This window comes from Actinomadura sp. NPDC048032, from assembly GCF_040653175.1.
Classification (GTDB): Bacteria; Actinomycetota; Actinomycetes; order Streptosporangiales; family Streptosporangiaceae; genus Spirillospora; species Spirillospora verrucosospora.
Map to the genome: position 1 here is coordinate 1 of NZ_JBEZJP010000034.1, position 24,963 is coordinate 24,963.

Below are 24,963 nucleotides of genomic sequence, written 5' to 3' on the forward strand. Positions count from 1 at the left end.
GGCCCGGATGTGCGGGCTGCCGCCGACCGCGGCCCGCGAGCGCGCCGCCGACACGCTGCGGCGGCCGGGAACGCCGGTCAGGCGGGCGTGAGCGGGTCGGCGTCGCTGACGCGCTCCAGGACGCGCAGCGAGCCCTCCGCCCGGCGCTCCTCGAAGGCGCCGCTCGCCAGCGCCCGCAGGTAGAGCTCGTAGGGCGGCCGTCCGCCTTCGCGGGGGTCGGGGAAGACGTCGTGGATCACCAGGGCCCCGCCGACGGCGACGTGCGGCGTCCAGCCCTCGTAGTCGCCCTGCGCGTGCTCCTCGGCGTGGCCTCCGTCGATGAACAGCAGCGCCAGCGGCGTCCGCCAGAACGCCGAGACGGTGCGGGACTGCCCGACGATGGCGACGACCTCGTCCTCCAGCCCCGCGGCGGCCATCGTCTTGCGGAACTTGGGCAGGGTGTCCATCCGGCCGGTGCTCGGGTCGACCAGGGACGGGTCGTGGTGCTCCCAGCCCGCCTGGTTCTCCTCCGAGCCGTGGTGGTGGTCGACGGTGACCAGGACGGTTCCCGCCGCCCTGGCCGCGGTCCCCAGGTACACGGCGGACTTGCCGCAGTAGGTGCCGACCTCCAGCATGGGCCCGGTCCCGGCCAGGCGGCCGCCGTACTCCAGCCCCGTCTCGTACAGCGCGAGGCCCTCGCCGTCCGGCATGAAGCCCCGGGCGCTGCGCGCGGCGCGCAGCAGTTCGGCGGGCATCGGCGCCGCCGAGGGCGGTGCGCCTTCGCTGGTCGTCCCCGGTGCGGTGGACGCCTTGGTGTGGGTCATGATCTCCTCCGTCCGGGCACCATATCCGACATCGCCGGGATGAGACGCGAGTCTCACGCGGAGTCTTGCCGGAGCAGACTGGAACGTGTTCTACTTTCGAGGTGAGCCACCCGTTTCCGAACGTTATTCGGTAGGTTGACGGGTGAGTCCCCCGAACGGAGCAGAGCGATGAGAGTACGAGTCGACCCTCTGGTGTGCGAGGCGAACGCCGTGTGCGTCGGGCTCGCACCCGAGGTCTTCGACCTCAACGACGACGACGAGCTGCAGATCCTGCGGCCGGACGTCCCGCCCGAGGAGCAGGACCGCGTCCGCCACGCGGTGCGGTCGTGCCCGAAGGCCGCCCTGGCGCTGGAGGAGTAGCCGGCGGCTGCCCCCGGTCCCCGTTCACCCACCCCAGACGGCAACAGCTCAGGCACAGTGGAGGCAGCCATGGCACGCGCCGCGGTACTGCATGCGGTCGGCGACAGGGAACTCGACCTGCGCGACGACGTCTCGACGATCGATCCGGGTCCCGACCAGGTCAAGGTCAAGATCAAGGCGACCGGGGTCTGCCACTCGGACCTGTCCACCATGACCGGCGTGCTGCCGTCCGCGATGCCGACGGTCATCGGCCACGAGGGCGCGGGCGTCGTGGCGGAGGTCGGCGACCGGGTGACCGGCGTCCGGCCGGGCGACCACGTCGTCGTCAACTGGACGCCCGACTGCGGCGAGTGCGCCGAGTGCCTGCGCGGCGAGCCGTACCTGTGCATGACCTACCTCGCGCAGTCGTTCTCCGAGCCGGGTTTCACGCTCGGCGACGGCAGCCCAGCGTTCGGCATGGCGGGCACCGGCACCTGGGCCGAGGAGATCGTGCTCCCCCGGCGCGGCGTGATCAAGATCGCGGAGGACATCCCGTTCGAGTACGCGGCCCTGCTCGGCTGCGGCATCCCCACCGGCGTCGGCGCCGTCATCAACACGGCCAAGGTCACGCCGGGCTCCACGGTGGCGGTGGTCGGCGCGGGCGGCGTGGGGCTCTCCGTCATCCAGGGCGCCAAGATCGCGGGCGCGTCGACCATCCTGGCGATCGACCCGAACGAGGCCAAGCACCCCATCGCCAAGCAGTTCGGCGCGACCCACACCGCCACCCTGGACGACCTGGAGCAGACCAAGGGGCTCCTCACCGGCGGCGCGGGCTTCGACTACACCTTCGAGGTCGTCGGGAAGTCCGCGGCGATCACCACGGCGTGGAACACGACCCGGCGCGGCGGCGACGTCATCGTGGTGGGCGCGGGCGCCGCCGACGACGAGTGGAGCCAGACGGCGTTCGCGCTGCTGTTCGACGGCAAGAGGCTGAAGCCGTCCCTCTACGGCGGCTGCGACCTCAAGCGCGACATCCCCCTGTTCGTCGACCTGTGGCGCGCCGGGAAGCTCGACATCGACAGCCTCATCTCCCGCCGGATCGGCTTCGAGGACCTGAACGACGCCGTCCGCGCCCTCACCAACGGCGAAGTCATCCGCCAAGTCGTCCTGTTCGATTAGCTTTCTTCTCCTCCTTCGGGCCCGGAGGGCCCTCCATCGTCGAAAAAGCGGGCGATCGCTGGCATCGCTCCGTCTCGCCTTGACGGCTCGCTGCGCGATCAGATTCTCGCTTCGCTCGAATCTGCCTTCGGACGCGATCGCGGCTCCCGGGTTGTCGCATGGTCGGGGCGGGGGTGGGTCCCGGACGCGTATCATCCTTGTCTGTTCGGGTCGGGCGGCGAGTCGTCATGGAGCGCGATTGGTGCACGGTCTGCGGTGGTTCCCGGCCGCGGCGGCTTTCACGGCGGTGCTCCTGGGTCCGCTCCTCCCGGCTTCCGCCGCGCACGCCGCTCCGCGGGCGGTCCGCATCCACGACATCCAGGGCGCGGCGCACATCTCGCCGCTGAACGGGGCCGCGGTCGCCCGGGTCCCGGGGGTCGTGACGGCGGTGACCTCCAACGGCTTCTGGATGCAGGACCCGCGTCCCGACAGGAGCGCCGCGACGTCCGAGGGCGTCTTCGTCTTCACCCGGGACCGGCCGCGTGCGGCGGCCGGCGACGCGGTCCGGGTCGACGGCCGGGTCAGCGAGTTCCGACCGGACGGGGGCGCGTCCGGCGGGCTGACCCGCACGGAGATCGACGCCACCGCGACCACGGTCGACGCGCACGGGACGCCCCCGCCGCCCGCCCTCGTGCTCGGCGCGGGCGGGCTCAGACCGCCGGGCGTGATCGACCACGGGCTGGGGAACGTGGAGCGCGGCGGCGCGTTCGACCCCCGCCGCGACGCCCTGGACTTCTACGAGGCCCTCGAAGGCATGCGGATCGAGCTCCGCGACGCCGTCGCGGCCGGTCCGTCCCGCTTCGGCGAGCTGCCCGTGCTGCCCTCCGGGGGCGCCGGCGCCGGGCCGCGGACGGCGCGCGGCGGCGTCCTGCTGCGCGACGGCGACGCCAACCCCGAGCGCGTCATCCTCGACGACGCGCTCGCCCCGCTGCCCGGCATGGACGTCGGCGACCGGCTGCCCGGCGCGAACACCGGGGTCCTCGACTACTCCTACGCCGACTACAAGCTGCTGCTCACCGCGACGCCGCGGCGCGCCCCCGGCGGGCTCGCCCGCGAGGCGACCCGGCCGCAGCGGCCCGGCGAGCTCGCCGTCGCCACCGCCGGGCTGGACGGGCTCGACCCCGACGCCCCGGCCGCGCGCTTCGAGGCAGCCGCGCGCGACATCGTGGACGGCCTGCGCTCCCCCGACCTCGTCGCGGTGAGCGGTCTCGGCGACAACAGCGGCCCCGACGACGACGGCACCGTCACCGACGACCAGAGCGTCGCGCAGCTGGTCACGGCGATCAGCGCGGCGGGCGGCCCCGCCTACGACTGGCGCTCGGTCGAGCCGCGCGACAACGCCGACGGCGGGCGCAAGGGGACCAACGAGCGGGTGGGGTTCCTGTTCCGCACCGACCGCGGCCTCTCGTTCGTCGACCGCCCGGCGCTGGCCGACCCCGTCCCCGACGCCCCGCCCGCACGCCCCGACCCGGCCGTCACGCCGGTCCAGGCCGTCCCGCGCGGCGGCGCGGCGGGTCTCACGCTGAGCCCCGGCCGGATCGCGCCGGGCGACGCCGCGTGGGCCGGCGCCCGCAAGCCGATCGCCGGGGAGGTGACCTGGCGGGGGCGCCGCATCATCGTCGTCGCGAACCAGTGGTTCCCCCGCACCGGCGACGACCAGCCGCTGTTCGGGCGCCGCCAGCCGCCCTCACAGCCCACCCAATGGCGCCGGGACGCGCAGGCCCGCGTGGTCGCGGGCTTCGTGAACTCCGTCCGGAAGGTCGACGCCCGGGCCCGCGTGATCGTGGCGGGCGACCTCGGCGACCGCGGGACCTCCGCCCCGGTCCGCACCCTCGCCCAGGGCGCGGGACTCGCCGACCTGCCCGCCGAGCTGCCCGCGGGCGACCGCTACACGGCGGTGACCGGCGGCAACTCCGAGGACCTCGACCACATCCTGCTGAGCCCGTCGCTGCGCGCGAACCGGCACGAGTTCGACGTGGTGCACCGCAGCGCGGAGTTCGCCGACCGTGCCGGCGACCGCGATCCCACGGTCGTCCGCATCGCGGTGACCGGCCGGTAGAGGCCCCCGGGCGGGCGGCCGATAGGGTCTCCGAATTTGGGAGATGCCGAAAGTAGCGTCACGGTTAGGTCCGGAATACCTCCGGGGTTTTTCTCCTGACCGGCGGGGCAGCGTCCGATCGGCACAACCCCCCACCGGGAGGAGACGCCTTCCATGGCGACCCGATATCGGCCGCACATCAGCCTGCTCGGCCTCATCTACCTGATCATCGGCGTGTTCATCGCCTGGGACCGCGGCTACATCGACGAGGGCCTGGTCGAGAAGATCGTCAGCGCGTTGCTGGCCGTCTTCCTCTGGATCCTCGTCCTGCTCGGCGTGGACTTCCACATCAACTTCTGAACCCTCGCGTCCCCCGAACCGGGCACGGGCCGTCCCTCTTCCCCCGCGGAGGGACGGCCCGTGTCCTTGCCGACAGGTGCACGTCCCCACCCGGGTCATAGACGACAAGTGCCGCAAAAGTTACTTTCCGCTCATGACGAAAAAGGACTGCAGTTGCGGACATGGCGGCGGATGCTCGTGCGCGAAGGGCTGCTCCTGCGGCTGCAACGGCTGACCGCCGCGCCGCCGCGCTCAGCCGAGCGCGGGGGCGCGCCAGAGAATCAGGGCGTCGGCGTCGGCGCCGGTCGCGAGGACGGTGGAGCCCGCGGCGGACAGGGCCGTGAGGCGCTGGTCGCCGGGTCCGGTGAGGCCGGGAACGGCGACCCGCCGCCAGCTCACGCCGTCGGGTGACGTCAGAACCGCCGCGTCGTCCTTCGCGGAGGCCGCCGCGACGAAACCGCGCGGCGTCGCCGCGAGCGCGGTGGCGCTCAGGCCGGGGCCGAGGTCGTGCCGCGTCCAGGTCGCCCCGGCATCGGTGGACACCAGCGCGGCCGCGTCGCCTCCGATCGCGACGAGGGTGTCGCCCCGGGCCGCGACCTGGGTCAGCGGAGCGGTGAGGCCGGCCGGAAGCCGGGCGGCGGTCCAGGTGAGGCCGTCCGGGGACGTCCAGGCCGCGGGCACCCTGCCGCGTCCGCCGACCGCCGCGTAGGCCCTGCTCGTCGCGGCCACGTCGGCCGGTGCGCCGTCGAGGCCCGCGCGGCTCCAGGTGCGCAGGTCGGCCGAGCGCCAGGCGACCCCGGTCCCCACCGCGACATACCCGGCCGGCCCGGCGGCGGCGGCCACGGGCGGCGGACCCGCCGGGAGAACGGGCTTCTGCCAGGTGAGACCGTCCTGCGACGTCAGCGCGAGGGGGCCGGGGGACGTGCCCGACGCGCGGCCGACGGCCAGCCAGCCGCGCCCGCCGCGGACGGCGTCGGACAGCAGGCCCGCCGTGGCGGGGAACCCGGCGCGCCTCCACGCGCGGCCGTCGGGGGACGTCCAGATCGCGGCGTTGCCGTTGGTGCTGCCCACCGCGACGGAGACCCCCGGCCCCGCGGCGAGCGACCTGACCGAGCGCTCGGGGTGGACGGCCCCCGGGACGGTGCGCAGGTCCACGCCGAACAGGTAGCCGTCGTCGCCCTGCCGCCCGGAGATGTTGATCTTTCCGTCGGCGACCGTCAGGCCGCTGCCGCGCACCGGCGCGGGGACGGTGCCCCCCGGCTGCCAGGTGCGGCCGTCCGCGCTGCGCAGGACGGTGCGCGCGCCCCGCTGGCCGGCCGCTGCGCCCCGGACGATGACGGCGAGCCCCGAGGAGGTGCCGTCGAAGCGCTCGACGCCTCCCCCGCCGAACCGGCCCGCGGCCCGCCAGCCGGTGCCGTCCGCCGAGGTGAACAGGACGCCGAAGCGCGCCGTCCTGCGGTGCTTCCCGCGGCCGGTCGTCCGCCTGCCCTCGCGGACCGTCGCGAACCCGCCGGGGCCGACCGCCAGCCCCTTCATGGGCCCGAACGAGCCCTGCGCCTGCGGGACCCCGGCGGACGTCCACGTCCGGCCGCCGTCGGTGGACCGCCAGAGGCCGTCGGTCCGCACGGTCCGGGTGACCTTCTTCCTGCCCCGCTTCTCGGTGACCTTCCTGCCGTACGTCCCGTGGACCACGATCACGTTGCCGGACGCCGCGACGCGGTCGAGGGCGATGATCCCCGGGAGGCCGTCGACGCGCTGCCACGCGCGGCCGTCCGCCGAACTCCAGGCCACCGCGCGGCCTCCGGACGCGCCCACGGCGACGAAGCCCTGGCCGGTGCGGGCCAGGTCGTTCACCTGGTCGGACGGTGTGAAGCCCGCGGCGGGCGGGCGGCGCGTCCAGGTCGCGGCGTCCTCGCTCGTCCACGCCGTCACGCTTCCGGCGGAGGTGCGGCCGAGCGCCGCCCAGCGTCCCGCGCCGCCGTCGATCAGGCGCGGGGTGTCGCCGGCGGGCACGGCCGAGCCGTCCGCCGTGCGCAGCGCCGCGAGCGACCAGGCGTGCCCCGCGTCGGCGGAGACGAGGAAGCGGGCCCGCTCCCGGCCGGGGACGCCGTCGCCCTCGGTGCCCGCCGCGACGACGGTGCCGCCCGCGGAGGCGATGGTCGTGAGGTCCTGGACGAGGCCGTCGCTCGTGGCGGCCGGGTCGGGGGCGAACAGCCGGTCCGCCGCGACGGGCCCGGGGACGCCCTGCTCCGCAGGCCCGGCGTCGCCCCGGGACACCGCGTAGACCGCGCCGCCGGCGACCACGGCGAGCCCGGCCGCGACCGCGGCCCGCGCGCGCAGCCGCCGCGTGGGTCCGGACCGCATCGCCGGCCCGGGCTCCGGCCGGGACCGGGGCCGGGGCGGACCGGCGACCCGGACGTCGTGCGGGTCGGGGCTCACCGGGCGCGGCCGCGCCGGCCCGCGCTGTGCGGAGGACTTCACGGAAGACTTCGCCGGGGACTTCGCGCGGGCGGCGTCGCGGCCCGCGGGCCTCGGCGCGGCCTCCGGGGCCGGAGCGCCGTGGCCCCAGTCCAGCCCGGCGGACCGCCACGCCTCGTAGGCGCGCTGCCAGGGCGACCGCGCGGCCGGCATGTCGGCGAGGTCGCCCGCGACGCCGAAGGTGAGGCGCCGGCGCACGTGGCGGGAGTCCGCCGGGCCCTCCTCGGCCGTCCGCCGGGCCTCGTGCTGCTCCGGGGTCCTCGCCGTCACACGCGCTCCTTCACGGTCCCTGTCGAGTCACCATCACATCGCGCCACGGGCGGCCTTGTACTGACATCCACGTGAACGGCGGCCGATGGGGGCCGCGGGAGCGTTCTATCACCTCACGCCCGAGATATCCGATCTTTCACGTTGATCGCTCCCTTGTAGGCGTAGCCCCTGACGCGCAGGACCGGAGCCCCGGACGGAGGGGCGCCGCGGACCTCGGCGGACACGCCCACGCCGTCCGCCTCCACGCGGACCCCAGGCGGAGCGACGATCTGCACCGTGGACTTGTAGGCGAGCACCCACAGCGTCGTGACCTCTCCGTCCAGGTCGGCCTCGCGGAGGTCGAGCAGGCCCGTCCCCTTGTAGACGACGGTCGTGAACCGTTCGGGCAGGCGCCAGCGCCCGGCCTTCGCCACCGACCCCTTGTAGGCGACCTGGAACCGTCCGGCGGGCGCCCTCCCCGTCTCCTCCCGGGCGGCCCGCCCGGACGGCAGGTCGGCGACCAGCGCGCCCAGGTCGTCGTAGGTGCGCGCGGCCAGGGCCAGGTCGATGCGCTCGTCCAGCTCGGCTTCGCTCAGCCGCCCCTCGGCGAAGGCGGTGTGGAGCCGGACGAGCATCTCGTCGCGGTCGCGGTCCGAGGCGCGCACGGCGGGCACGGCGCGGTCTTGCTCGACGCTCATCGCATCTCTCCTTCGGGCGTTTCCGCCTCGACAGCCTGGCTCCTCCAGCGACTGGAGGGTCAAGACGCGATGTATCTTAACTCGCCGTCGCTCGGCTATCGAGACATTCGTCCGCATCCCGACGCGCGATCATGGCTGCGCTCTTTCCGGACGGCCGTCCACTAGATTCGGATCAGCCCGTTCATCGAGGTCAGGGGGTCGGTCCATGGGCGGCACGGTCGGCCGTGCGCACGGTCCGTACACGCTGTACGACCTGGACGCGCTCCCCGAGGAGGGCCGCCGCTACGAGCTCGCCGACGGCTGGCTCAACGAACTGCCCGGCGACCTGTGGCACGACCACGCGGCCGAGCAGCTCAAGACCGTCCTGAAGGAGGCGGCCCGGCAGGCGGACGCCGACGTGCACGTCGCCGGAGCGCCGCAGGACGTCACCACCCCGGCGGGCGTCCGCAAGCCGGACGTCTTCGTCGTCGCCCGCGACGTGGCCCGCGCGGCGCTCGAACGCCAGACCCGCACCTACTACGGCCCCGACCTCCTCCTGGTCGCCGAGGTCGTCACGCCGCGCACGGTCAACGAGCAGATCGACCGCGTCCGCAAGGTGGACGAGTACGCCGCGACCGGCATCCCGCACTACTGGCTCGTCGACCTGGAGCCGCGTCCCGCCCTCACCCTGCTGGAACTCCGCGACGGCCGCTACGAACTGGCCGGCAAGGCGCGCTCCGGCGAGACCCTCGCCCTGGACCGCCCCTACCCGATCGTCTTCGACCCGGCCCGCCTCTCCGAAATGGACTAGCGGGCGGCGCGGTTCTACGTCCCATGACTGAGAAGATGCGCGCGATCCGGCAGGACGTCCTCGGCGGGCCCGAGGTGCTCAGGGTGGTCGAGGTCGAGCGGCCGGAGCCGGGGCCCACGGAGGTGCTCGTCCGGGTGCGGGCGGCCGGGGTGAACCCGACCGACTGGAAGCACCGGGCCCACGGCGGCTTCCTCGGCAGGCCCCCGTTCACCCTCGGCTGGGACGTCTCCGGCGTGGTGGAGAAGGTCGGCGTGGGCGTGACGCTGCACAAGCCGGGCGACGAGGTCTTCGGGATGCTCCGCTACCCGTTCGGTGCCGGCTCCCACGCCGAGTACGTCGCGGCGCCGTCCCGGACGTTCGTCGCCAAGCCGTCCGCCATCGACCACGTGCAGGCCGGGGCCCTGCCGCTGGCCGCGCTGACGGCGTGGCAGGCGCTGGTCGACACCGCCGACGTGCGGGAGGGCCGGCGGGTGCTGATCCATGCGGCGGCGGGCGGGGTCGGGCATCTGGCCGTGCAGATCGCCAAGGCGCGCGGCGCCCACGTGATCGGGACGGCGAGCGAGGGCAAGCACGCCTTCCTGCGCGGGATCGGCGTGGACGAGCCGATCGACTACCGCGGCGTCGACTTCGCGGACGTCGTCGAGGACGTGGACGTCGTCCTCGACACCATCGGCGGCGACTACGGGCCGCGCTCGCTGCGGGTGCTCCGGCCGGGCGGGACGCTGGTGTCGCTCGTGCTCAGCAGGCTCGACGCCATGGACGCCACCGGCGTCCGCGCGGAGAGCCTGCTCGTCGAGCCCGACCACCACGCGCTGGAGCGGATCGCCGCGCTCGCCGGGGCCGGGGAACTCCGCGCCGAGATCGACTCGGTGTTCCCGCTGGAGGAGGCGGCGAAGGCCCACGAGCGCGGCGAGACCGGCCGGGTCACCGGAAAGATCGTGCTGACGGTCTAGGCTCGGAGCGTGCTGCTGCTGACGACGCTCGACGCCTGGCGGGCCCAGCCCGGTCCCCGTTTCGTCCTCGGGGAGGCGGAGGCCGTGTGGGCGCCCGACGACGAGCCCGGCCTGCTGGCCGTCGCCGACCGGGAGTTCACCGGCGGCCCGCTCGTCGCCGTCACCCTCGACCCCGCTCCCGGCGCCGTCCCGGCGCGCGGCGTCGTCGACCGCACGACCGCGTCCCGCGTCCGCCACCTGCGGCGCGGCCCCGACGGCCGGCACGTCGCGGCCCTGGACCGTCCGGCGACCGCCGAGGCGCTGGACCTGCTGCCGCACCCCGAGGGCGGCTGGTACCGCGAGACGTGGCGGTCGGACGCGGCGTTCACGCCGGACGGCTACCCGGGCGAGCGGGCCGCCGCCACCGCCATCTACTTCCTGCTGCCGCCCGGCGAGGAGTCGATCTGGCACGCCGTCCGGTCGGCGGAGCTGTGGCTGTGGCACTCCGGCGGCCCGCTGACCCTGCTGCTCGGCGGGGACGGCGACCGTCCGTCCCCGGCGCCCGAGCAGGTCACGCTGGGCGCGGACGTCGCGGGCGGCCAGGTGCCGCAGGCCCTCGTCCCGCCCGGCGCCTGGCAGGCCGCCCGCCCGGCCGGGGGCGAGGAGGTCCTGGTCAGCTGCGTCGTCTCCCCCGGCTTCGACTTCGCCGACTTCCGCGCCCTCTGACCGCCGGGCCCCTCACCGCTTGCGGCGCGGGCGCACCGCCTGCTCCGCCCAGAACGGCTCCATGACCCGGCCGATCGCCCGGACCACGGTGCTCAACTCGCCGTCCGACAGCTGCCCGAAGACGTCCTCGCCGACCGCGTCGGCCAGGGCGCGCGCCCGGCGGTGCAGAGCGCGGCCGTCCTCGGTGACGCGGACGCGGTACCGCCGCCGGTCGTGCGGGTCGCGGGCACGCTCGCAGAGGCCGCGCGCCTCCAGGTCGTCCACGAGCCCGACCATCAGCGTGGGGTCGAGCAGCAGGTAGTCGGCCATCTCCTGCTGCGACAGCGTCTCGGACGTGCTGAGCATCGCCAGCACGAGAAAGTGCCGCACACGGATGCCGAGCGGTTCCAGTTCCTCCTCCAGCCGCTGCTCCAGCCACCACCCGCACTTGGACAGCTGGAAGCCCGCCAGGGACGCGAGCCCCTCCGGCAGCCCGTCGCGCATCGCACCCTCCGCCATGGCAGCAGGATATATCCGTTCGATCACCAGTTGACTCGATCATAGAAAAGTTCGATTATCTACGGATGGCACCAACTCTCGGGCTCTTCGCCGTCAACCTGCACGCCTGCGCCGACCCGCACGTCGCCGCCCGGATCGCCGCCCTGGCCGAGGACCTCGGATACGACTCCGTCTGGGCCGGCGACCACGTCGTGCTGCCGCGCCCGCGCGTCGCGCCGTCCCCCGCCGAGCCGGACGCGCCGTTCCTGGACCCGCTGGTCGCCCTCGCCCACCTCGCCGGCCGCACCGAGCGGATCGCGCTCGGCACCGGCGTCGTCGTCCTGCCGCAGCGCAACCCCCTGGTCCTCGCCAAGCAGCTCGCCAGCCTCGACGTGCTCAGCCGGGGCAGGCTCGTCTTCGGCACCGCCGCCGGATACCTGGAGCCGGAGATGCGCGCGGTGGGCCTTCCGCCCGAGGGGCGCGGGGCCCGCGCCGACGAGTACCTCGCGGCGATGCGGTCCCTCTGGTACGACGACGAACCGTCCTTCCACGGCCGCCACGTCGACTTCGCGGGCGTGGACGCCCATCCCCGGCCCGTTCAGCGGCCGATCCCCGTCGTGACGGGCGGCCACAGCCCCGCCGCGCTGCGCCGGGCCGCCCGGCACGCCGACGGCTGGTACGGGTGGATGCTCGGACGCCGCGCCGCCGCGGAGACGATCGCCCGCCTGCGAACCCTGACCGCCGAGGAGGGCCGCGATCCCCTCCACGTCTCGATCAGCCCGCCCCGCCCCCCGGACGCCGGGTACGTCCGGGACTGCGTCACCGAGCTGTTCTTCTCGTCCTTAGCCTGGGTCGTCTGCCCGATCTGGATGACCCTGGCCGCCCGGACGATCCGCGCCGCGCAGGACTGCTGCTGGTTCCCCTTCTGCGTCTGGTAGGTCGCGTAGATGTCGACCGGCATGCCCTCGTGGACCTTGCCCGCCACGCCCGTCTCGGCGTCGATCATGATCGCGATCTCGCGCTGGCCGGGCTGCAGGGTCGGGCCGGGGACGAGCATGCCCGTCTGTAAGTAGGCCCCCGCCGGAAGATCGGCGGCGGCGACCTTGCCGTTGAGCGCGGCCGTGTCGGTCACCATCGTCTCCGGCGACCACCGCTTCGGCACCCGGATGCGGTCGAGGTCCGCCGCGGTGACCGGGCTGAAGGCGGGGACGGCGCGCTTGAGCATGAGCACGTCGGTCTTCACACCGACCTCGGCCCGAACAGAGCCGACATAGCCGATGATGCTGATGAACACGGCAACGGCGCCGAGCGCAGCCAGGATCATCAGCAGAACTCCACGTCGCTGGCGCGGGTTCATGGGACTCCGTTCTGGTCGGGGGGCAGGGAGGCTTACCGGCGGCGCTGCGGACGGAAGATGACGGTTCCTTCGCGCCACTCGTCGTCGGGGGTCGTCCGGGGCGTCCGCTCGGGCGGGGAGTCCGGCGCCGCGGACCGCCGGGGCGCCGCGTCGTCGAGGAGCGTGGTGAGGGACGGGGCGTCATCGGTCTGGTCGGGGGGCGCCGACGGCGGACCGCCGTCCTGGTGGTGCGGGTACTGCGGGCGTGTCGGCGGCGCCTCCTCGTCGGGCCGGACCTGGGGAGGCTGGACGGGGTGGGGCGCGGGGGGATGCGGAGCCTGCGGCCAGGACGGCTGCGGTGGGGCGGCGGGTCGCTGGACATGCTGGGGAGCCGGGGGCTGGGGCTGGGCTGGTAAGGGCTGGGGCGGTAAGGGCTGGGGACGGGGAGGCTGGGCCCCAGAGGGCTGAGGGTGCGGCCGCTGCGGGTGACCAGGGGGAACGGCCTCGGTGGGCGCCGCCTCCCGGGCCGGCTGGACCATGAGGCAGAACGGGCACTCGGGCAGCGCGGTCGGTTCGCCGCACCATCCGCACGCCCTGTACGAAGAACCGGCCAGCAGGCTCCGCAGCGCGTGCGGGTGACCGCTGAACGCGACGAACTCGGTGTACTTCTTCGTCCCCCAGTACTCCGCGCTCATCGGCTGCGGGGCCACCGCGGTCGACGTCACCGCCGCGAGCACCGGCCGCATCCTGCTCTGGAGCCAACCGGCGTCGCCGTTCGCGTCGGCCACCAGCATCAGCACGGGGTCGGCGGGCCGCGACGCCAGGCGCGGGACGGGCTTGGCGGCGGTGATGCGGTGCACCTCCGGGTGGGCGCCTGCCGTCACCGAGAACCCGCCGCCGGGCAGGTAGGACGAGACGTGCGCCCCGAGTCCGGTCTTGACGTGCTCAAGGCGCGCCACGCTGTTCACCCAGGCTCCGGCGTGGAGGGTCGCGCAGAGCCGGTGGGCGAGGGTCGCGAGGACTCCGGGCCGCGCGTGGGCCGACGCGAACGTCAACTGGTCGGCGACCAGGGACAGCGCCAGCGGCGGCACGTCGAGCGGCAGGCCGGCGATCCGGTCGGTGAGCAGCGCGGAGCGTGCCAGGCGCACCAGCCGCTGCGCACGGCTCCTCTTCCACGCCGGGTACAGCACCAGCACGGCGCCGCGCCGCCGGAGGGCGTACTCCATGTGGTCGACGAAGGCGGGCGCGGCCTCGTCGCCGTGGCCCTCCACGGCCACCCGCTGAGCCACCGTGGCCTGCAGGACTCCCGTGCTGGGGAAGTCGCCGACCAGCACCACCGCGGTCACGGGCACCTCAGATGATCTCTAGGCCTCACCGGGCGGAACCCTCCCGTCCTGAACGGCGACCGAACGGCAGACGATATATTCGTCTGGTCACGGAATCGATGACTATAGTCATTACGGCTGTCACCATTCAAGGGATTAGTCCTTCCGGCAGGGGTGCCGGCGTCAAAACCGGGGAGCATCGCATTGTTCGATGCCGCGTCCGCCACCAAGGTTCCCGATGGTGGTGACACGTTCGGGAAAACCTGTCACATCCGTCCTGACAGGCGGTCGGTGAGAATGGTGTTTTGCCTGGTCGGAGCGGATGATCGCGGGAGTCGTCCGCTACCGTCGCCGGTCCGCTCCCAGAAGAGTGGAATTTTCACTCTCCTCTCCAGAGGTCGCCCCCACCTGGCCATTCTCTCTGACGTGCGGAGCGTTGATCAACGGCGGACGAAAGGTCCACATGCGGCCATAGAAGTAGGCCCCAGGGCCCTGGACAGGGCGGGGCGCCGGGCCCCCGATCAATGGTGGGAATTAATCGGGGCCAATGTGGCTGATGGGGTGATAAGCACCGGTAAGGCCGGTCACGGTGCGTGCCCAGGCCGCGGGGGTGAACCGCCCGCCCGCGATCTGCATCTCAACCTGCATGTGCGGATTGTTCGGGGTGGTGCGCTCGCCGTTCGCGGCCGACCCGGGTCGGGCGTCGGACGTGTTCGTCATGCTGGGCGCTCTCGCCGAGGAGCGGGGGACCGACGCGGCCGGCCTGGCGCTGCTCGGCGCCGCCCCGGGGCTCGGCGGGGCCGGCGGCGGGGGCTGCCGGGTGGTGAAGGGGCGCGGCCGGTTCTCGGGGGTCTGGCGGCCGGAGTTCCTGCACGAACTCGACCGTGCCGCCGTGGCCGTCGGGCACACCCGCTGGGCGGCGCAGGGGTCTCCGGCCGACGCCGCAGACGCCGGCCCCATGGTCGTCGCCGGCGCGCCGGCCACGGTCGTGGGCGCGTACGACGGCGCCATCGACGCCGCCGGCCTGCGGGCGCGGTTCGCGCCGCCGCCCGCGTCCGGCGCCACCGGCAGCGAGCCGATCCTCGGGCTGCTGGCCGGCCGCCGGCCCCCGGCCGAGATCACCGGCGTTCTGGGGGCCCTGGTCGGACGGGTCGCGCTGGCGTGGGTCGAGCGCGACCGTCCCACCGAGGTGCACCTGGCGCGCGGCGCGCTCAGCCCGCTGACCATGGCCGTGGACACCGACCAGAACATCTACTGGGCGTCGAACCCGCGCTGGTTCCGGGAGGTCGAGCGGCACACCCGGGTCCGCTTCGCCGCCGTCGTGCTGCTGCGCGAGGGCACCTACCTGAAGGTCGGCATGGAGCGCCGCCCCGGGCGCCGCGACCTGCCCGAGGTCCTCGCGACGGCGGCGTTCGTGCCCACGGCGCGGGACACCGACGTGGACCCGCGCGTCTGGACGGGCTTCACCCCGGCCGACGCCGAGGGCGACCGAGCCGGCCTGCTCCATCGCGTGGTGCGGCAGGCGGGCGGCACCGGCGGTCTGCTGACCGTCGCCTGAACCGGCCCTCGGGGGAGCGGCGTGGCCCCCCGAGGGCTCCGGCTCGTCTCAGAGGCGCTCGACGACGTAGTCGACGCAGGCGGTCAGCGCCTCGACGTCGCCCGGGTCGATCGCCGGGAACATGCCGATGCGCAGCTGGTTGCGGCCCAGCTTGCGGTACGGCTCGGTGTCGACGATGCCGTTGGCGCGCAGCACCTTGGCCACGGCCGCCGCGTCCACGTCGTCGCTGAAGTCGATCGTGCCGACGACCTGCGAACGCTGCGCCGGGTCGACCACGAACGGCGTCGTGTACGAGGTCTTCTCGGCCCAGGTGTACAGCCGCTGGGACGAGTCGGCCGTGCGGGACGTCGTCCAGCTGAGGCCGCCCTGCCCGTTCATCCACTCGATCTGCTCGGCGAACAGCAGCAGCGTGGCCACGGCCGGGGTGTTGTACGTCTGGTCCTTGGCGGAGTTGTCGACGACCGTCTTCAGGTTGAAGAACTCCGGGACGTACCGGTCGGACGAGGCGATCTCGTCGATCCGCTCAAGCGCCGCCGGGGACGCGAGCGCGACCCACAGGCCGCCGTCCGCCGCGAAGCACTTCTGCGGCGCGAAGTAGTAGACGTCGGTCTCGGACACGTCCACGGGCAGGCCGCCCGCGCCGGACGTGGCGTCCACCAGGACGAGGCCGTCCCGCGCGGTCGTGCCCGCCGGGCGCCTGATCGGCATGGCGACGCCGGTCGAGGTCTCGTTGTGGGTGAGCGCGTAGACGTCCACGTCCTCCTCGGCGGACGCCTCGGGGTGCGTGCCGGGCGGGGCGGAGATGACGGTGGGGTTCCCCAGCCAGGGCGCACCCGTGGTGACCTTGGCGAACTTGCTGGAGAACTCGCCGAAGGTCAGGTGCTGCGACCGCTGCCGGACGAGGCCGAACGCGGCCGCGTCCCAGAACGCCGTGGTGCCGCCGTTGCTGAGCAGGACCTCGTACCCCTCGGGCAGCGAGAAGAGCTCGGCGAGCCCCTCCCGGACGCGGCCGACGAGGGACTTCACCGGCTTCTGCCGGTGCGAGGTGCCCATGTAGGTCGAGCCGGACTCGGCCAGGGCGGCGAGCTGCGCGGGACGGACCTTGGAGGGACCGCACCCGAAACGGCCGTCGGCGGGCCTGAGATCGGCGGGGATGTCGATGGTGGGATTCGCGCTGTCGGTCACTCACCCGAGGCTATCTGACCTGCGGCGAAGATCGTGGGTCGAGTTCACATCCCGAGACGCCGGCGGCGCCACCCCCAGGTCAGCAGGGCGACCAGCCCGGCGGCGCAGACGCCGCCGACGACGGCCGGCGGGTAGATCCAGGCGTCGCCCCGGGAGTGCGCCCGCACGGCCGTGGCGGTGGAGTCGTAGGTGAGGAACGCCAGCAGGAGGGCGGCGAGCGCGACCGCGATCCGTCCCGCTACGGCGTTGGTGGCGCGGCGGCGCTCCTCGCGCTCCGCGTCGAACCGCCTCAGCGCCTGCGCCGCCTCCGCTGCCTCCGAGAGCGCGGGCGCCGCCGCGCGGCCGGGCCCCGCACCGGACACGGCGCCGGCCGCGGGGCCGATGTCGCCTTCGAGGGGCTCGTCGTCTCCGCCGCGGGCTGCTCTCATGCCGCCCCATGATGGCAAAGTGACCGGGTTTCGGGAACCGGCGCATGATCAGCGGAAGGTTTCGATCCGATCGACCGTTCCGCGCGTCCAACCTGAACGGGGACGGCGAGTCGGGGGGCTGCGGGGCAGAAGCGGGCGAGACACGGAAGCGAGGCGTGGCGCATGGCGGGCGACGGCGACCGGATCCTGAGCGAGGATCGGCTGCGCGGGGTCCTCGACCTGTTCGAGCGGCTGCGCGAGCGGCCGCCGTGGCGATGGCGGGAGCGGCTGCGGCCCCTGCTCCTGCTGCTCGGGCCGGAGCGCGCCGCCTCCCACGCCGCCGAGATCCTCAAGGCGCGGTGCGAGGACGAGCGGGCCCCGGTGTCGCACATCGCCGCCGACACGCCCGCCACCGGCGTCGCGGGCGTGCTGCGGGAGGCCAAGCGCGAGCTGTCGCAGCCGAGCAGCCGCGCCCGGGGCGAGCCGGCGCTGCGCTTCCCGCTGCTGGAGATGGCGCTGTGGCTGCGCGACCTTCGGGAGATCCGGCTGGCCGGCGACCGCCCGCCGCCGCGCGGCGCCTCCTCGTCCGAGCGCGAGAACCACCTGCTCGTCCGGCGGCTGACGCACCCGCCGGTCGGTGACAACGAGAACGCGCGGCGCCGCGAGCTCAACCGGGTGATCCGGCGGCGCGGGCGCGACGTCCTGCGCGACCTCGAAGAGGTGCCCGGTAGGCGCGCCACCTTCTTATCGTTCCTGGAGCAGATCGCTCCGATCGGCATCGCCGCCGTCGCGCTGATCAGCGCCGGGACGGCGGCGGCGCTCGACCTCGCCTCCGCCGTGCTCGCGGCGGTCGTCGGCCTGGCGTTCGTGACCGTGCAGATCGTCGCCCGGACGCGCGGCTGGTACGGGGTGCGGCGGTTCGGCTGGTTCCTGCGCCAGCCCTACGTCGACCGCGACTCCACCGGCTTCCTCGGCTTCGCGCTCGGCGTGTTCGACCCCCGCCCGGTCGAGCCGGACGACCACGGCGAGCAGCTCGACCTGCTGCTCGTCGCCGCGTTCCTGGAGGACCTGCGCCGCAACTACCGGCGCGACTACCGGCGGGCCGCGTGGGCCCGGGTCCGCTACCCGGTGCTGATCTTCGAGCACCTGTCCGCCGGGCATCCGGGGGTGGCGTTCGTCGAGCTGGTCGAGCGGGTCCGCGCCGACGGCCAGGCGAGCGACCGGCCGCCGGGCTTCGACCCGCTCGTCGTCGTCGCCGGAGTCGACCCGGCCGCCCCGGCGGAGCCGTCCGACCCGTCCGGGCCCCGGCTGCTGGAGCGGCTCGCGCGGGCCGTCCGGGTGGACGTGGGCTCGGACGAGCCGCAGAGCGTCATCGCCGCGCGCGGCCTGTGGGACCGCTACACGCGCGAGCAGCGGCGCGTCGGCGCCCTCGGATCGCGCCGCGAGCTGCGCGTGGACGTCACCCGCGACCCGGGCGGCGACCTGCCGCCCGTCCGGCCGGTGCGGCGCAGGCCCCGGCTCGCCCATCCGGCGCTGCCGTGGATCGCGATGGTCGCGGTCGCCGCCGCGTCCGTCTCCGTCATCTCCGTGCAGGTGGAGCGGTACTGCTCGCCGTTCGGGATCAGGCGGATGGCGAACGGCGAGTGCGTCGGCATCACCGACGGGTCGTTCCGCTTCGGCGAGGACTCCGGCGGCAAGAACAACGACAACCGGCTCAACAGGGTCCTCGACCGGATCGAGTCGCTGAACGACCACGTCATGGAGTCCCGCAAGCCGTACGCGACCGTGGTCTACCTCGGCCCGGTGACCGCCGACCCGTCCATCAAGAACAAGCGGATCGACCTGCTCGCCGGGGTGCAGGGCGAGCTGATCGGGCTGGCGATCGCGCAGAAGCGGTTCAACGACGCGGCCGAGGGCGACGACCTGCGGCTGCGGGTGCTGGTCGCCAACGCGGGCGCCAAGTTCCGCTACGCCGGGGACGTCGCCGAGCAGATCCGCGCGCGGGCGCTGAAGGACCGCTCGATCGTCGCGGTGATCGGGTTCGAGCAGAGCCGCCGGCAGACCCAGGAGGCGATCAGGCTGCTGGCCAAGTCGGCGCTGCCGCTCGTCGGCACCGCCAACAGCTACGACGGGACGGCGCTGCTCGACGGCGACGCCGGATTCTCGCCCTACTACTTCCGGCTCGCGTCCCCCAACGCGCGGACCGCCCGGCACGCCGCGTACTGGGCGCGGCACGGCGACGTCGGCGGCGGGAAGGTGGACGACGCGGTCGTCATCTACGACGGCGACCCCGACGACCTCTACAGCGCGAACCTGGCGACCGACTTCCAGCGGTCGTTCCGGCCCGGCAAGGCGCTGATGCGCCCGTACAGGAACCCCGGCGAGCTGAACAAGTCGGTCAGGGAGGCCTGCCAGGACCAGCCCGACCTCTTCTACTACGCGGGGCGGTCGGACGAGTTCCGCTCGTTCGTCAACGTGCTGGAGCTCTCCTGCCCCAAGCGCCCGCTGGTCCTCGCCGACGACGAGATCGCCAAGTACGTCAGCGACAACGCCGAGGAGCTCGGCCGCAAGAACACCTTCGACCTGTACTTCACGCCGCTGGCCGCCCGGGAGGCGTGGACGTGGCGGTGGATCGGCGACCAGTCGCCGCAGACGTTCTACTCCGACTACGACCCGGGGGTCCGGGAGATGACCGACGACGAGGACGACCCGTCGGGGCGGCGCCCGTCCATCACCCGCGCCGCCGTCGGCTACGACGCGGCGACCCTCGTGGCGACCGTGGCGAGCAAGGTGTACTGGCAGGAGAAGGCGCTGCCGTCGGCGGGCTCGGTGTTCGCGGCGCTCAACGACCCCGACCACGACGTGCTGCGCAACGGCGCCAGCGGCGTGCTGCGGTTCGCCTCCCGCGGCGCCGGCCACCAGGTGATCGACCGGCCGGTGATCCTCGCGACGATCCGGCAGGACGGGACGACGGAGGTCAGGCAGGTGTGCGGCCGCCTCGTCGCCCGCGGGCAGGGCCGGGCCGACTGCCCGCCGGGGGAGGGGAGCGGCGCCGCCGTGAAGTAGCCCGGGCACGGCGGCGCCTGCGCGAAGCGGCTCGGACGGGCCGGCGCCTCCGTGCACGGCAAAGGCCCCCGGTTCGACCGGGGGCCTCAGGCGCGTTGGGGCGGGGGACCGGCCGCGTCAGCCGGCCTGGCGCTTGAGGACCTCCGCCGCACCGGCGACCTCGTCGAGGGAGCGGCTGCCGGGGCCGGTGTAGCGGGCGCTCGGCCGGACGAGGCGGCCGGTGCGCTTCTGCTCCAGGATGTGCGCCGCCCACCCGGCGGTGCGGCCGCAGGTGAACATCGCGGGCATCATCGAGGTCGGGACCTCGGCGAAGTCGAGGATGACCGCGGCCCAGAACTCCACGTTCGTCTCGATGGGGCGGTCCGGGCGGCGCTCGCGCAGCTCGGCCAGCGCCGCGTCCTCCAGGGCCTTGGCGGCCTCGAAGCGGGGCGCGTCCAGCTCCCTGGCGGTGCGGCGCAGCACGCGGGCGCGCGGGTCCTCGGCGCGGTACACGCGGTGCCCGAAGCCCATCAGCCGGTCGCCGGAGTCGAGGATGTCGGTGACGACCTTGCGGGCGTCGCCGAGCTGCTCGACCTTCTCGATCATCGGCAGGACGCGGGCGGGGGCGCCCCCGTGCAGCGGGCCCGACATGGCGCCGATCGCGCCGGACATGCTGGCCGCCACGTCCGCGCCGGTGGAGGCGATGACGCGGGCGGTGAAGGTGGAGGCGTTCATGCCGTGCTCGGCGGCGGAGACCCAGTACGCGTCGATGGCCCGGACGTGCTTGGGGTCGGGCTCACCGCGCCAGCGGACCATGAACCGCTCGGTGATGGTTCCGGACTCGTCGATCCGGTGCTGCGGGACCATCGGCTTGCCGACGCCGCGTGCGGACTGCGCCACGAACGACAGGGCCGTCACCGACACCCGGGCGAGGTCGGCGCGGGCCTCCTCGTCGGAGATGTCGAGCAGCGGCTTCATCCCGTACGCGGTGGCGAGGGTGGGGAGGGAGCTCTGCACGTCCACCCGCACGTCACCTGAGGTGACGGGGAGCAGGTGGGGGTCGGCGGGGGCCAGGCCGGGGGTGAAGCTGTCGTCCACGAGGAGCCCCCAGGCGTCGCCGAAGGAGACACGCCCGACGAGTTCCTCGATGTCGACGCCCCGGTAGCGGAGGGCGCCGCCCTCCTTGTCCGGTTCCGCGATCTCCGTCTCGAAGGCGACGACTCCTTCGAGACCGGGTTTGAAGTCGGACATGTGTCGTCCTGCCTTTCGTCCCGTGTGATAAGGCGGTGCCGTGCCATTGAACCCTGCCCGCCTTACTGACCAGTACCCCGGGGTCCTGCAAGTTGCACAGGCCTCGGGGTGAGAGGCTCTGACGCTGTGGATTCCCCAACGCCGGACCCCGCACGGCTCCGCAGATCCTATGAGGTGGGCGAATTGTCCGAGTCGGCGCTCCCCGCCGACCCGCTCGCCCTGTTCGCCGTGTGGTTCGCCGAGGTGCACGCCGCCGGGCTGGCCGAGCCGAACGCGATGATCCTGGCCACCGCCTCCGGCGACGGGATCCCGAGCGCCCGGACGGTCCTGCTCAAGGGCTACGGGCCGCAGGGCTTCCGGTTCTTCACGAACCTGACGTCCCACAAGGGCCGCGACCTCGCGGAGAACCCGCGCGCGGCGCTGGTGTTCCCCTGGCATCCCCTGTACCGGCAGGTGAGGGTCGCGGGCCGGGTGGCCGAACTCTCGCGCGAGGAGGCGGCCGCCTACTTCCGTACCCGCCCGTACGGGTCCCGGATCGGCGCGTGGGCCAGCGAGGACCAGTCGGGCGTCATCCAGGACCGCGAGGTGCTGGAGCGCCGCTACGCCGAGGCCGCCGAGCGCTGGCCGGATCCGGCCGCGTCCCCCTTCGGCGGGGCGGAGGCGCCGGAGGGCGACGCGGCCGGCGCCGTCCCGCTGCCGGACTTCTGGGGCGGCTACCGCGTGGAGCCCGAGACGATCGAGTTCTGGCAGGGCCGCCGCGACCGGCTGCACGACCGGATCCGCTACCGGAGGGCGACCCCCGGGGACCCGGAGGGATGGGTGACGGAGAGACTGGCTCCGTGACGCCCGAACAGCAGCCGCCCCCCGCCGACGGCGCCGACGCACGGGAGACGGGAAGGCACGGCCGGTCCGCCGAGCAGGACGACGCCGAGCCGGAGAAACCCCCGCCGCCCGTTGGAACGGTCCGCCGCAGGCGGCTGCGGGGGCTCGCGATCGACACCCGGCCGCTCCGGCACCCGGCCTACCGGCGGCTGTGGCTGGGCCAGGGCGTGTCGTTCGTCGGGTTCCAGGTCACCGCCGTCGCCGTTCCCGTCCAGGTCTACGACATGACCCGCTCCTCGGCCTGGGTGGGCGCCCTCGGCGTCGTCAACCTCGTCCCGCTGATCGTCTTCGGGCTCTGGGGCGGCGCGGTGGCCGACCACATGGACCGCCGCAGGCTGCTGTTCGCCTCGTCCTGCGTCATGTGGGCGGCGACGCTGCTGCTGCTGGTCCAGGCGCTGCTGGGGGTCGGCAGCCTCGCGTTGATCATGGTCGTGGTGGCGGTCCAGGCGGTCGGGTTCGCGGTGTCCTCGCCCACCCGCAGCGCGATCGTCCCCCGGCTGGTCGACCGGCCGCTCGTCCCGGCGGCCAACACCCTCAACTTCACCGCGAGCCAGTTCGGGATGCTGTCCGGGCCGCTGTTCGCCGGCGTCCTGCTGGCCCACTGGAACTACGCGGCGGCGTACGCGCTCGACGCCGTGCTGTTCACCGTCGTGCTGTACGCGGCGCTCAGGCTGCCGCCGATCCCGCCGCTCGGCGACGTCACCGGCACGCCCGGCCTGCGGTCGGTCTTCGACGGGCTCCGCTACCTCGCGACGCAGCCGGTGCTCCTCATGTCGTTCGTGGTGGACGTCATCGCGATGTCGGTCGCCATGCCGCGCGCCCTGTTCCCCGAGGTGGCCGAGACCCGGTTCGGCGGCGAGGGCGCGGTCGGCTACCTGTTCGCCGCGATCGCGGTCGGGGCCTTCCTCGGCGGGCTGTCGTCCGGCTGGATAGGGCGCGTGCACCGGCAGGGGATCGCGCTCGTGGCGGCCATCGCCGTCTGGGGCCTCGCCGTCGCGGCCGCCGGGCTGGCCGGCCGCCTCTGGCTCGCGGTCGTCCTGCTCGCCGTCGGCGGCGCGGCCGACCTGGTGTCGTCGGTCTTCCGCCAGTCCATGCTCCAGACGTACGCGCCCGACCGGATGCGCGGACGGCTCCAGGGCGTCTTCACCGTCGTCGTCGCGGGCGGCCCCCGGCTCGGGGACGTGCGGGCGGGGGCGACCGCGAGCGTCGCGGGCGCGACCGCCTCCTGGGTCGGCGGCGGGCTGGCCTGTGCCGCGCTCGTCGTCGTCGCGGGGTTCGCCGTCCCCTCCCTGCTCCGCTACGACACCCGCACCGCCGAGGCCGTGCCGGCCGAGCCCGTGCGGGTCGAGGACTGAGCCGCCGTCAGCGAAGGGCCGAGGCGGCGATCCTCAGGTCGTCCAGGAGGCCCTGGTAGGCGTCCTCCCGGTCCTCGGCGCGCAGGACCGCCGACGGGTGGATCGTCGCGAGGAGCCGTGCGCCGTCCTCGGCGGGCGGCTCGTCCCCGGACTCCTGCCCCGCGGCCGGGGTGCCGACCGCCTCCAGGTCGGGCAGCGACAGCAGCCGCCCGCGCTGCCTGGTCACCCGGAACGACGAGCCGAGCAGCGCCTTGCCCGCCGTCGCCCCCAGCGCCACGACGACCTCCGGGTCCAGGAGCCGCAGCTCCGCGAGGAGCCAGGGGCGGCACGCCCGCATCTCGCCGGCGTTCGGCGTCTCGTGGATGCGCCGCTTGCCGCCCTCCTGCCGCTTGAACTTGAAGTGCTTGACGGCGTTGGTGACGTAGACGTCGCCGCGCTCGATCCCGGCCTCCTCCAGCGCCCGGTCGAGGACGCGCCCCGCGGGGCCGACGAAGGGATGGCCCTTGCGGTCCTCCTGGTCGCCGGGCTGCTCGCCGACGAGCAGCATCCGCCCGCCGGGGGAGCCTTCGCCGAAGACCGTGCGGGTGGCGTTCCGGTAGAGGTCGCAGCCCCGGCAGTCGGCCGCCGCCCGGCGCAGCGCGTCCAGGTCGGCCCGCTCCTCGGGTGTCCCGGGCAGGAACGGCTCCGCGTCGTGGGAAGGTTTCGCGTTCATCTCGCGTTTCCCCGTACCCGGCTTCGGGGGGATATTCGCAGGGCCCGGCGACGTGGGGCCCGAGCAAGTAGACTCTTGCCCATAAGACTGGAGGGAGCTGTGACCTCACACGGCCTGATCGATACCACGGAGATGTATCTCCGGACGGTCTTCGAGCTGGAGGAAGAGGGGATCATCCCTCTTCGCGCGCGCATCGCCGAGCGGCTCTCCCAGAGCGGCCCGACGGTGAGCCAGACGGTCGCGCGGATGGAGCGCGACGGGCTGCTGCGGGTCGAGGGCGATCGGCACCTCGAACTGACCGACAGCGGGCGGGGTCTCGCGACGCGCGTCATGCGCAAGCACCGCCTCGCCGAATGCCTCCTGGTCAACGTCATCGGACTGCCCTGGGAGGACGTCCACATCGAGGCGTGCCGGTGGGAGCACGTGATGTCGGAGGACGTCGAGCGCCGCCTGGTCGCGCTGCTGGACAACCCGACCACCTGCCCGCACGGCAACCCGATCCCGGGCCTGGACGAGCTCGGCGGGCACGGCGACGACGCCGAGGAGCCGCCGCTCGCGGTGATGACCGCGGTGGCGAGCCCGCAGGGCGCGGGCGCGGTGATCCGCCGGATCAGCGAGCAGGTGCAGAGCGACAGCGACCTGATGCTTAGACTCAAGCAGATAGGGATACAACCGGGACGAGAGGTGATTCTCCGGGCGACCGACGACGGGGTGCGGGTGATCGGTGACGACGAGGACGACAGTCCCGCGACGGAGCTGTCACGCGGCATCGCCGAGCACGTCTTCGTCAGCAGGCGCTGACACGGTCGGCGTGTGCACC

The 24,963-nt window shown here is 74.1% G+C and carries 22 protein-coding genes and 1 pseudogene; 13 read left to right on the forward strand and 10 right to left on the reverse strand.

What is annotated here, in order from left to right; genetic code table 11:
- Window positions 1-77: 77 nt before the first annotated feature.
- On the reverse strand, window positions 78-734 hold the full coding sequence (locus AB0C69_RS07540; RefSeq protein WP_345186399.1) for a class I SAM-dependent methyltransferase: 657 nt from the start codon (window positions 732-734) through the stop codon (window positions 78-80).
- Window positions 735-971: 237 nt separating this feature from the next.
- On the opposite strand from AB0C69_RS07540, the gene AB0C69_RS07545 reads away from it, so the two are divergent.
- The 4 genes from AB0C69_RS07545 (at window position 972) to AB0C69_RS07560 (ending at window position 4,758) form a co-directional block, all read left to right on the forward strand.
- Window positions 972-1,163 carry a ferredoxin gene (locus tag AB0C69_RS07545; protein ID WP_185033317.1) on the forward strand — a complete coding sequence of 64 codons (192 nt, stop codon included), beginning with the start codon at window positions 972-974 and terminating at the stop codon, window positions 1,161-1,163.
- 69 nt (window positions 1,164-1,232) lie between these two features.
- A complete protein-coding gene (locus AB0C69_RS07550) occupies window positions 1,233-2,321 on the forward strand; it encodes a Zn-dependent alcohol dehydrogenase (RefSeq protein ID WP_360351030.1) in 1,089 nt (362 codons plus the stop codon).
- Window positions 2,322-2,562: 241 nt separating this feature from the next.
- Window positions 2,563-4,419 carry an endonuclease/exonuclease/phosphatase gene (locus AB0C69_RS07555; protein ID WP_360351033.1) on the forward strand — a complete coding sequence of 619 codons (1,857 nt, stop codon included), beginning with the start codon at window positions 2,563-2,565 and terminating at the stop codon, window positions 4,417-4,419.
- A 153-nt stretch (window positions 4,420-4,572) separates the two neighbouring features.
- Entirely contained in the window at window positions 4,573-4,758 is a 186-nt protein-coding gene (locus tag AB0C69_RS07560; RefSeq protein WP_345186343.1) for a hypothetical protein, read from the forward strand.
- Between the two features lie 231 nt (window positions 4,759-4,989).
- On the opposite strand, the gene AB0C69_RS07565 is transcribed toward AB0C69_RS07560, so the two are convergent.
- Entirely contained in the window at window positions 4,990-7,485 is a 2,496-nt protein-coding gene (locus AB0C69_RS07565; protein WP_360351036.1) for a sialidase family protein, read from the reverse strand.
- A 113-nt stretch (window positions 7,486-7,598) separates the two neighbouring features.
- Entirely contained in the window at window positions 7,599-8,162 is a 564-nt protein-coding gene (locus AB0C69_RS07570) for a DUF1707 domain-containing protein (RefSeq protein WP_360351039.1), read from the reverse strand.
- A 205-nt stretch (window positions 8,163-8,367) separates the two neighbouring features.
- Here AB0C69_RS07570 and AB0C69_RS07575 point away from each other — a divergent pair, with 205 nt between their 5' ends.
- Genes AB0C69_RS07575 through AB0C69_RS07585 form a run of 3 tightly spaced genes read left to right on the forward strand, consistent with a single transcriptional unit; the run spans window position 8,368 to window position 10,610 of the window.
- Entirely contained in the window at window positions 8,368-8,952 is a 585-nt protein-coding gene (locus AB0C69_RS07575) for a Uma2 family endonuclease (protein WP_353835374.1), read from the forward strand.
- Window positions 8,953-8,987: 35 nt separating this feature from the next.
- Entirely contained in the window at window positions 8,988-9,905 is a 918-nt protein-coding gene (locus tag AB0C69_RS07580) for an NADP-dependent oxidoreductase (protein ID WP_345186396.1), read from the forward strand.
- 9 nt (window positions 9,906-9,914) lie between these two features.
- Window positions 9,915-10,610 carry a cupin domain-containing protein gene (locus tag AB0C69_RS07585; protein ID WP_360351043.1) on the forward strand — a complete coding sequence of 232 codons (696 nt, stop codon included), beginning with the start codon at window positions 9,915-9,917 and terminating at the stop codon, window positions 10,608-10,610.
- Window positions 10,611-10,622: 12 nt separating this feature from the next.
- Here AB0C69_RS07585 and AB0C69_RS07590 read toward each other — a convergent pair whose 3' ends face one another.
- Window positions 10,623-11,108 (reverse strand): MarR family transcriptional regulator, encoded by a 486-nt coding sequence (locus tag AB0C69_RS07590; RefSeq protein ID WP_360351046.1) that lies wholly within the window; start codon window positions 11,106-11,108, stop codon window positions 10,623-10,625.
- Between the two features lie 65 nt (window positions 11,109-11,173).
- Here AB0C69_RS07590 and AB0C69_RS07595 point away from each other — a divergent pair, with 65 nt between their 5' ends.
- Window positions 11,174-12,025, forward strand: coding sequence for an LLM class F420-dependent oxidoreductase (locus tag AB0C69_RS07595; RefSeq protein ID WP_360351049.1), 852 nt, complete (start codon window positions 11,174-11,176; stop codon window positions 12,023-12,025).
- Here AB0C69_RS07595 and cpaB read toward each other — a convergent pair.
- Window positions 11,962-12,444: pseudogene (gene cpaB / locus AB0C69_RS07600) on the reverse strand (Flp pilus assembly protein CpaB); the annotation flags it as partial. The gene AB0C69_RS07595 and the pseudogene cpaB overlap by 64 nt on opposite strands.
- 32 nt (window positions 12,445-12,476) lie before the next feature.
- Window positions 12,477-13,769 (reverse strand): hypothetical protein, encoded by a 1,293-nt coding sequence (locus tag AB0C69_RS07605; RefSeq protein WP_360351052.1) that lies wholly within the window; start codon window positions 13,767-13,769, stop codon window positions 12,477-12,479.
- 625 nt (window positions 13,770-14,394) lie between these two features.
- Here AB0C69_RS07605 and AB0C69_RS07610 point away from each other — a divergent pair.
- Complete coding sequence (locus AB0C69_RS07610) at window positions 14,395-15,306, forward strand: hypothetical protein (RefSeq protein ID WP_360351055.1); 912 nt, start codon at window positions 14,395-14,397, stop codon at window positions 15,304-15,306.
- Between the two features lie 48 nt (window positions 15,307-15,354).
- On the opposite strand, the gene serC is transcribed toward AB0C69_RS07610, so the two are convergent.
- Both serC and AB0C69_RS07620 read right to left on the reverse strand, forming a co-directional pair.
- Window positions 15,355-16,491 (reverse strand): phosphoserine transaminase, encoded by a 1,137-nt coding sequence (gene serC / locus AB0C69_RS07615; RefSeq protein WP_345173197.1) that lies wholly within the window; start codon window positions 16,489-16,491, stop codon window positions 15,355-15,357.
- A gap of 44 nt (window positions 16,492-16,535) precedes the next feature.
- Window positions 16,536-16,919, reverse strand: coding sequence for a hypothetical protein (locus AB0C69_RS07620; protein WP_360351059.1), 384 nt, complete (start codon window positions 16,917-16,919; stop codon window positions 16,536-16,538).
- A gap of 162 nt (window positions 16,920-17,081) precedes the next feature.
- Between AB0C69_RS07620 and AB0C69_RS07625 the strand changes: the two genes are divergently transcribed.
- Window positions 17,082-19,964 (forward strand): ABC transporter substrate-binding protein, encoded by a 2,883-nt coding sequence (locus tag AB0C69_RS07625; RefSeq protein WP_360351062.1) that lies wholly within the window; start codon window positions 17,082-17,084, stop codon window positions 19,962-19,964.
- A 117-nt stretch (window positions 19,965-20,081) separates the two neighbouring features.
- On the opposite strand, the gene AB0C69_RS07630 is transcribed toward AB0C69_RS07625, so the two are convergent.
- A complete protein-coding gene (locus tag AB0C69_RS07630) occupies window positions 20,082-21,194 on the reverse strand; it encodes a citrate synthase 2 (protein ID WP_360351065.1) in 1,113 nt (370 codons plus the stop codon).
- Window positions 21,195-21,377: 183 nt separating this feature from the next.
- Between AB0C69_RS07630 and pdxH the strand changes: the two genes are divergently transcribed.
- Both pdxH and AB0C69_RS07640 read left to right on the forward strand, forming a co-directional pair.
- Window positions 21,378-22,037 (forward strand): pyridoxamine 5'-phosphate oxidase, encoded by a 660-nt coding sequence (gene pdxH, locus AB0C69_RS07635; RefSeq protein ID WP_360351068.1) that lies wholly within the window; start codon window positions 21,378-21,380, stop codon window positions 22,035-22,037.
- Window positions 22,034-23,431, forward strand: coding sequence for an MFS transporter (locus AB0C69_RS07640; RefSeq protein ID WP_353832469.1), 1,398 nt, complete (start codon window positions 22,034-22,036; stop codon window positions 23,429-23,431). The genes pdxH and AB0C69_RS07640 overlap by 4 nt, the downstream gene beginning before the upstream one ends.
- A gap of 7 nt (window positions 23,432-23,438) precedes the next feature.
- Here the strand turns inward: AB0C69_RS07640 and AB0C69_RS07645 are convergent, their stop codons facing one another.
- Window positions 23,439-24,143 carry a UdgX family uracil-DNA binding protein gene (locus AB0C69_RS07645; RefSeq protein ID WP_360351072.1) on the reverse strand — a complete coding sequence of 235 codons (705 nt, stop codon included), beginning with the start codon at window positions 24,141-24,143 and terminating at the stop codon, window positions 23,439-23,441.
- Window positions 24,144-24,242: 99 nt separating this feature from the next.
- On the opposite strand from AB0C69_RS07645, the gene AB0C69_RS07650 reads away from it, so the two are divergent.
- Window positions 24,243-24,944, forward strand: a complete 702-nt coding sequence (locus AB0C69_RS07650; RefSeq protein ID WP_353832471.1) for an iron dependent repressor, metal binding and dimerization domain protein — start codon at window positions 24,243-24,245, stop codon at window positions 24,942-24,944.
- Window positions 24,945-24,963: the final 19 nt, after the last annotated feature.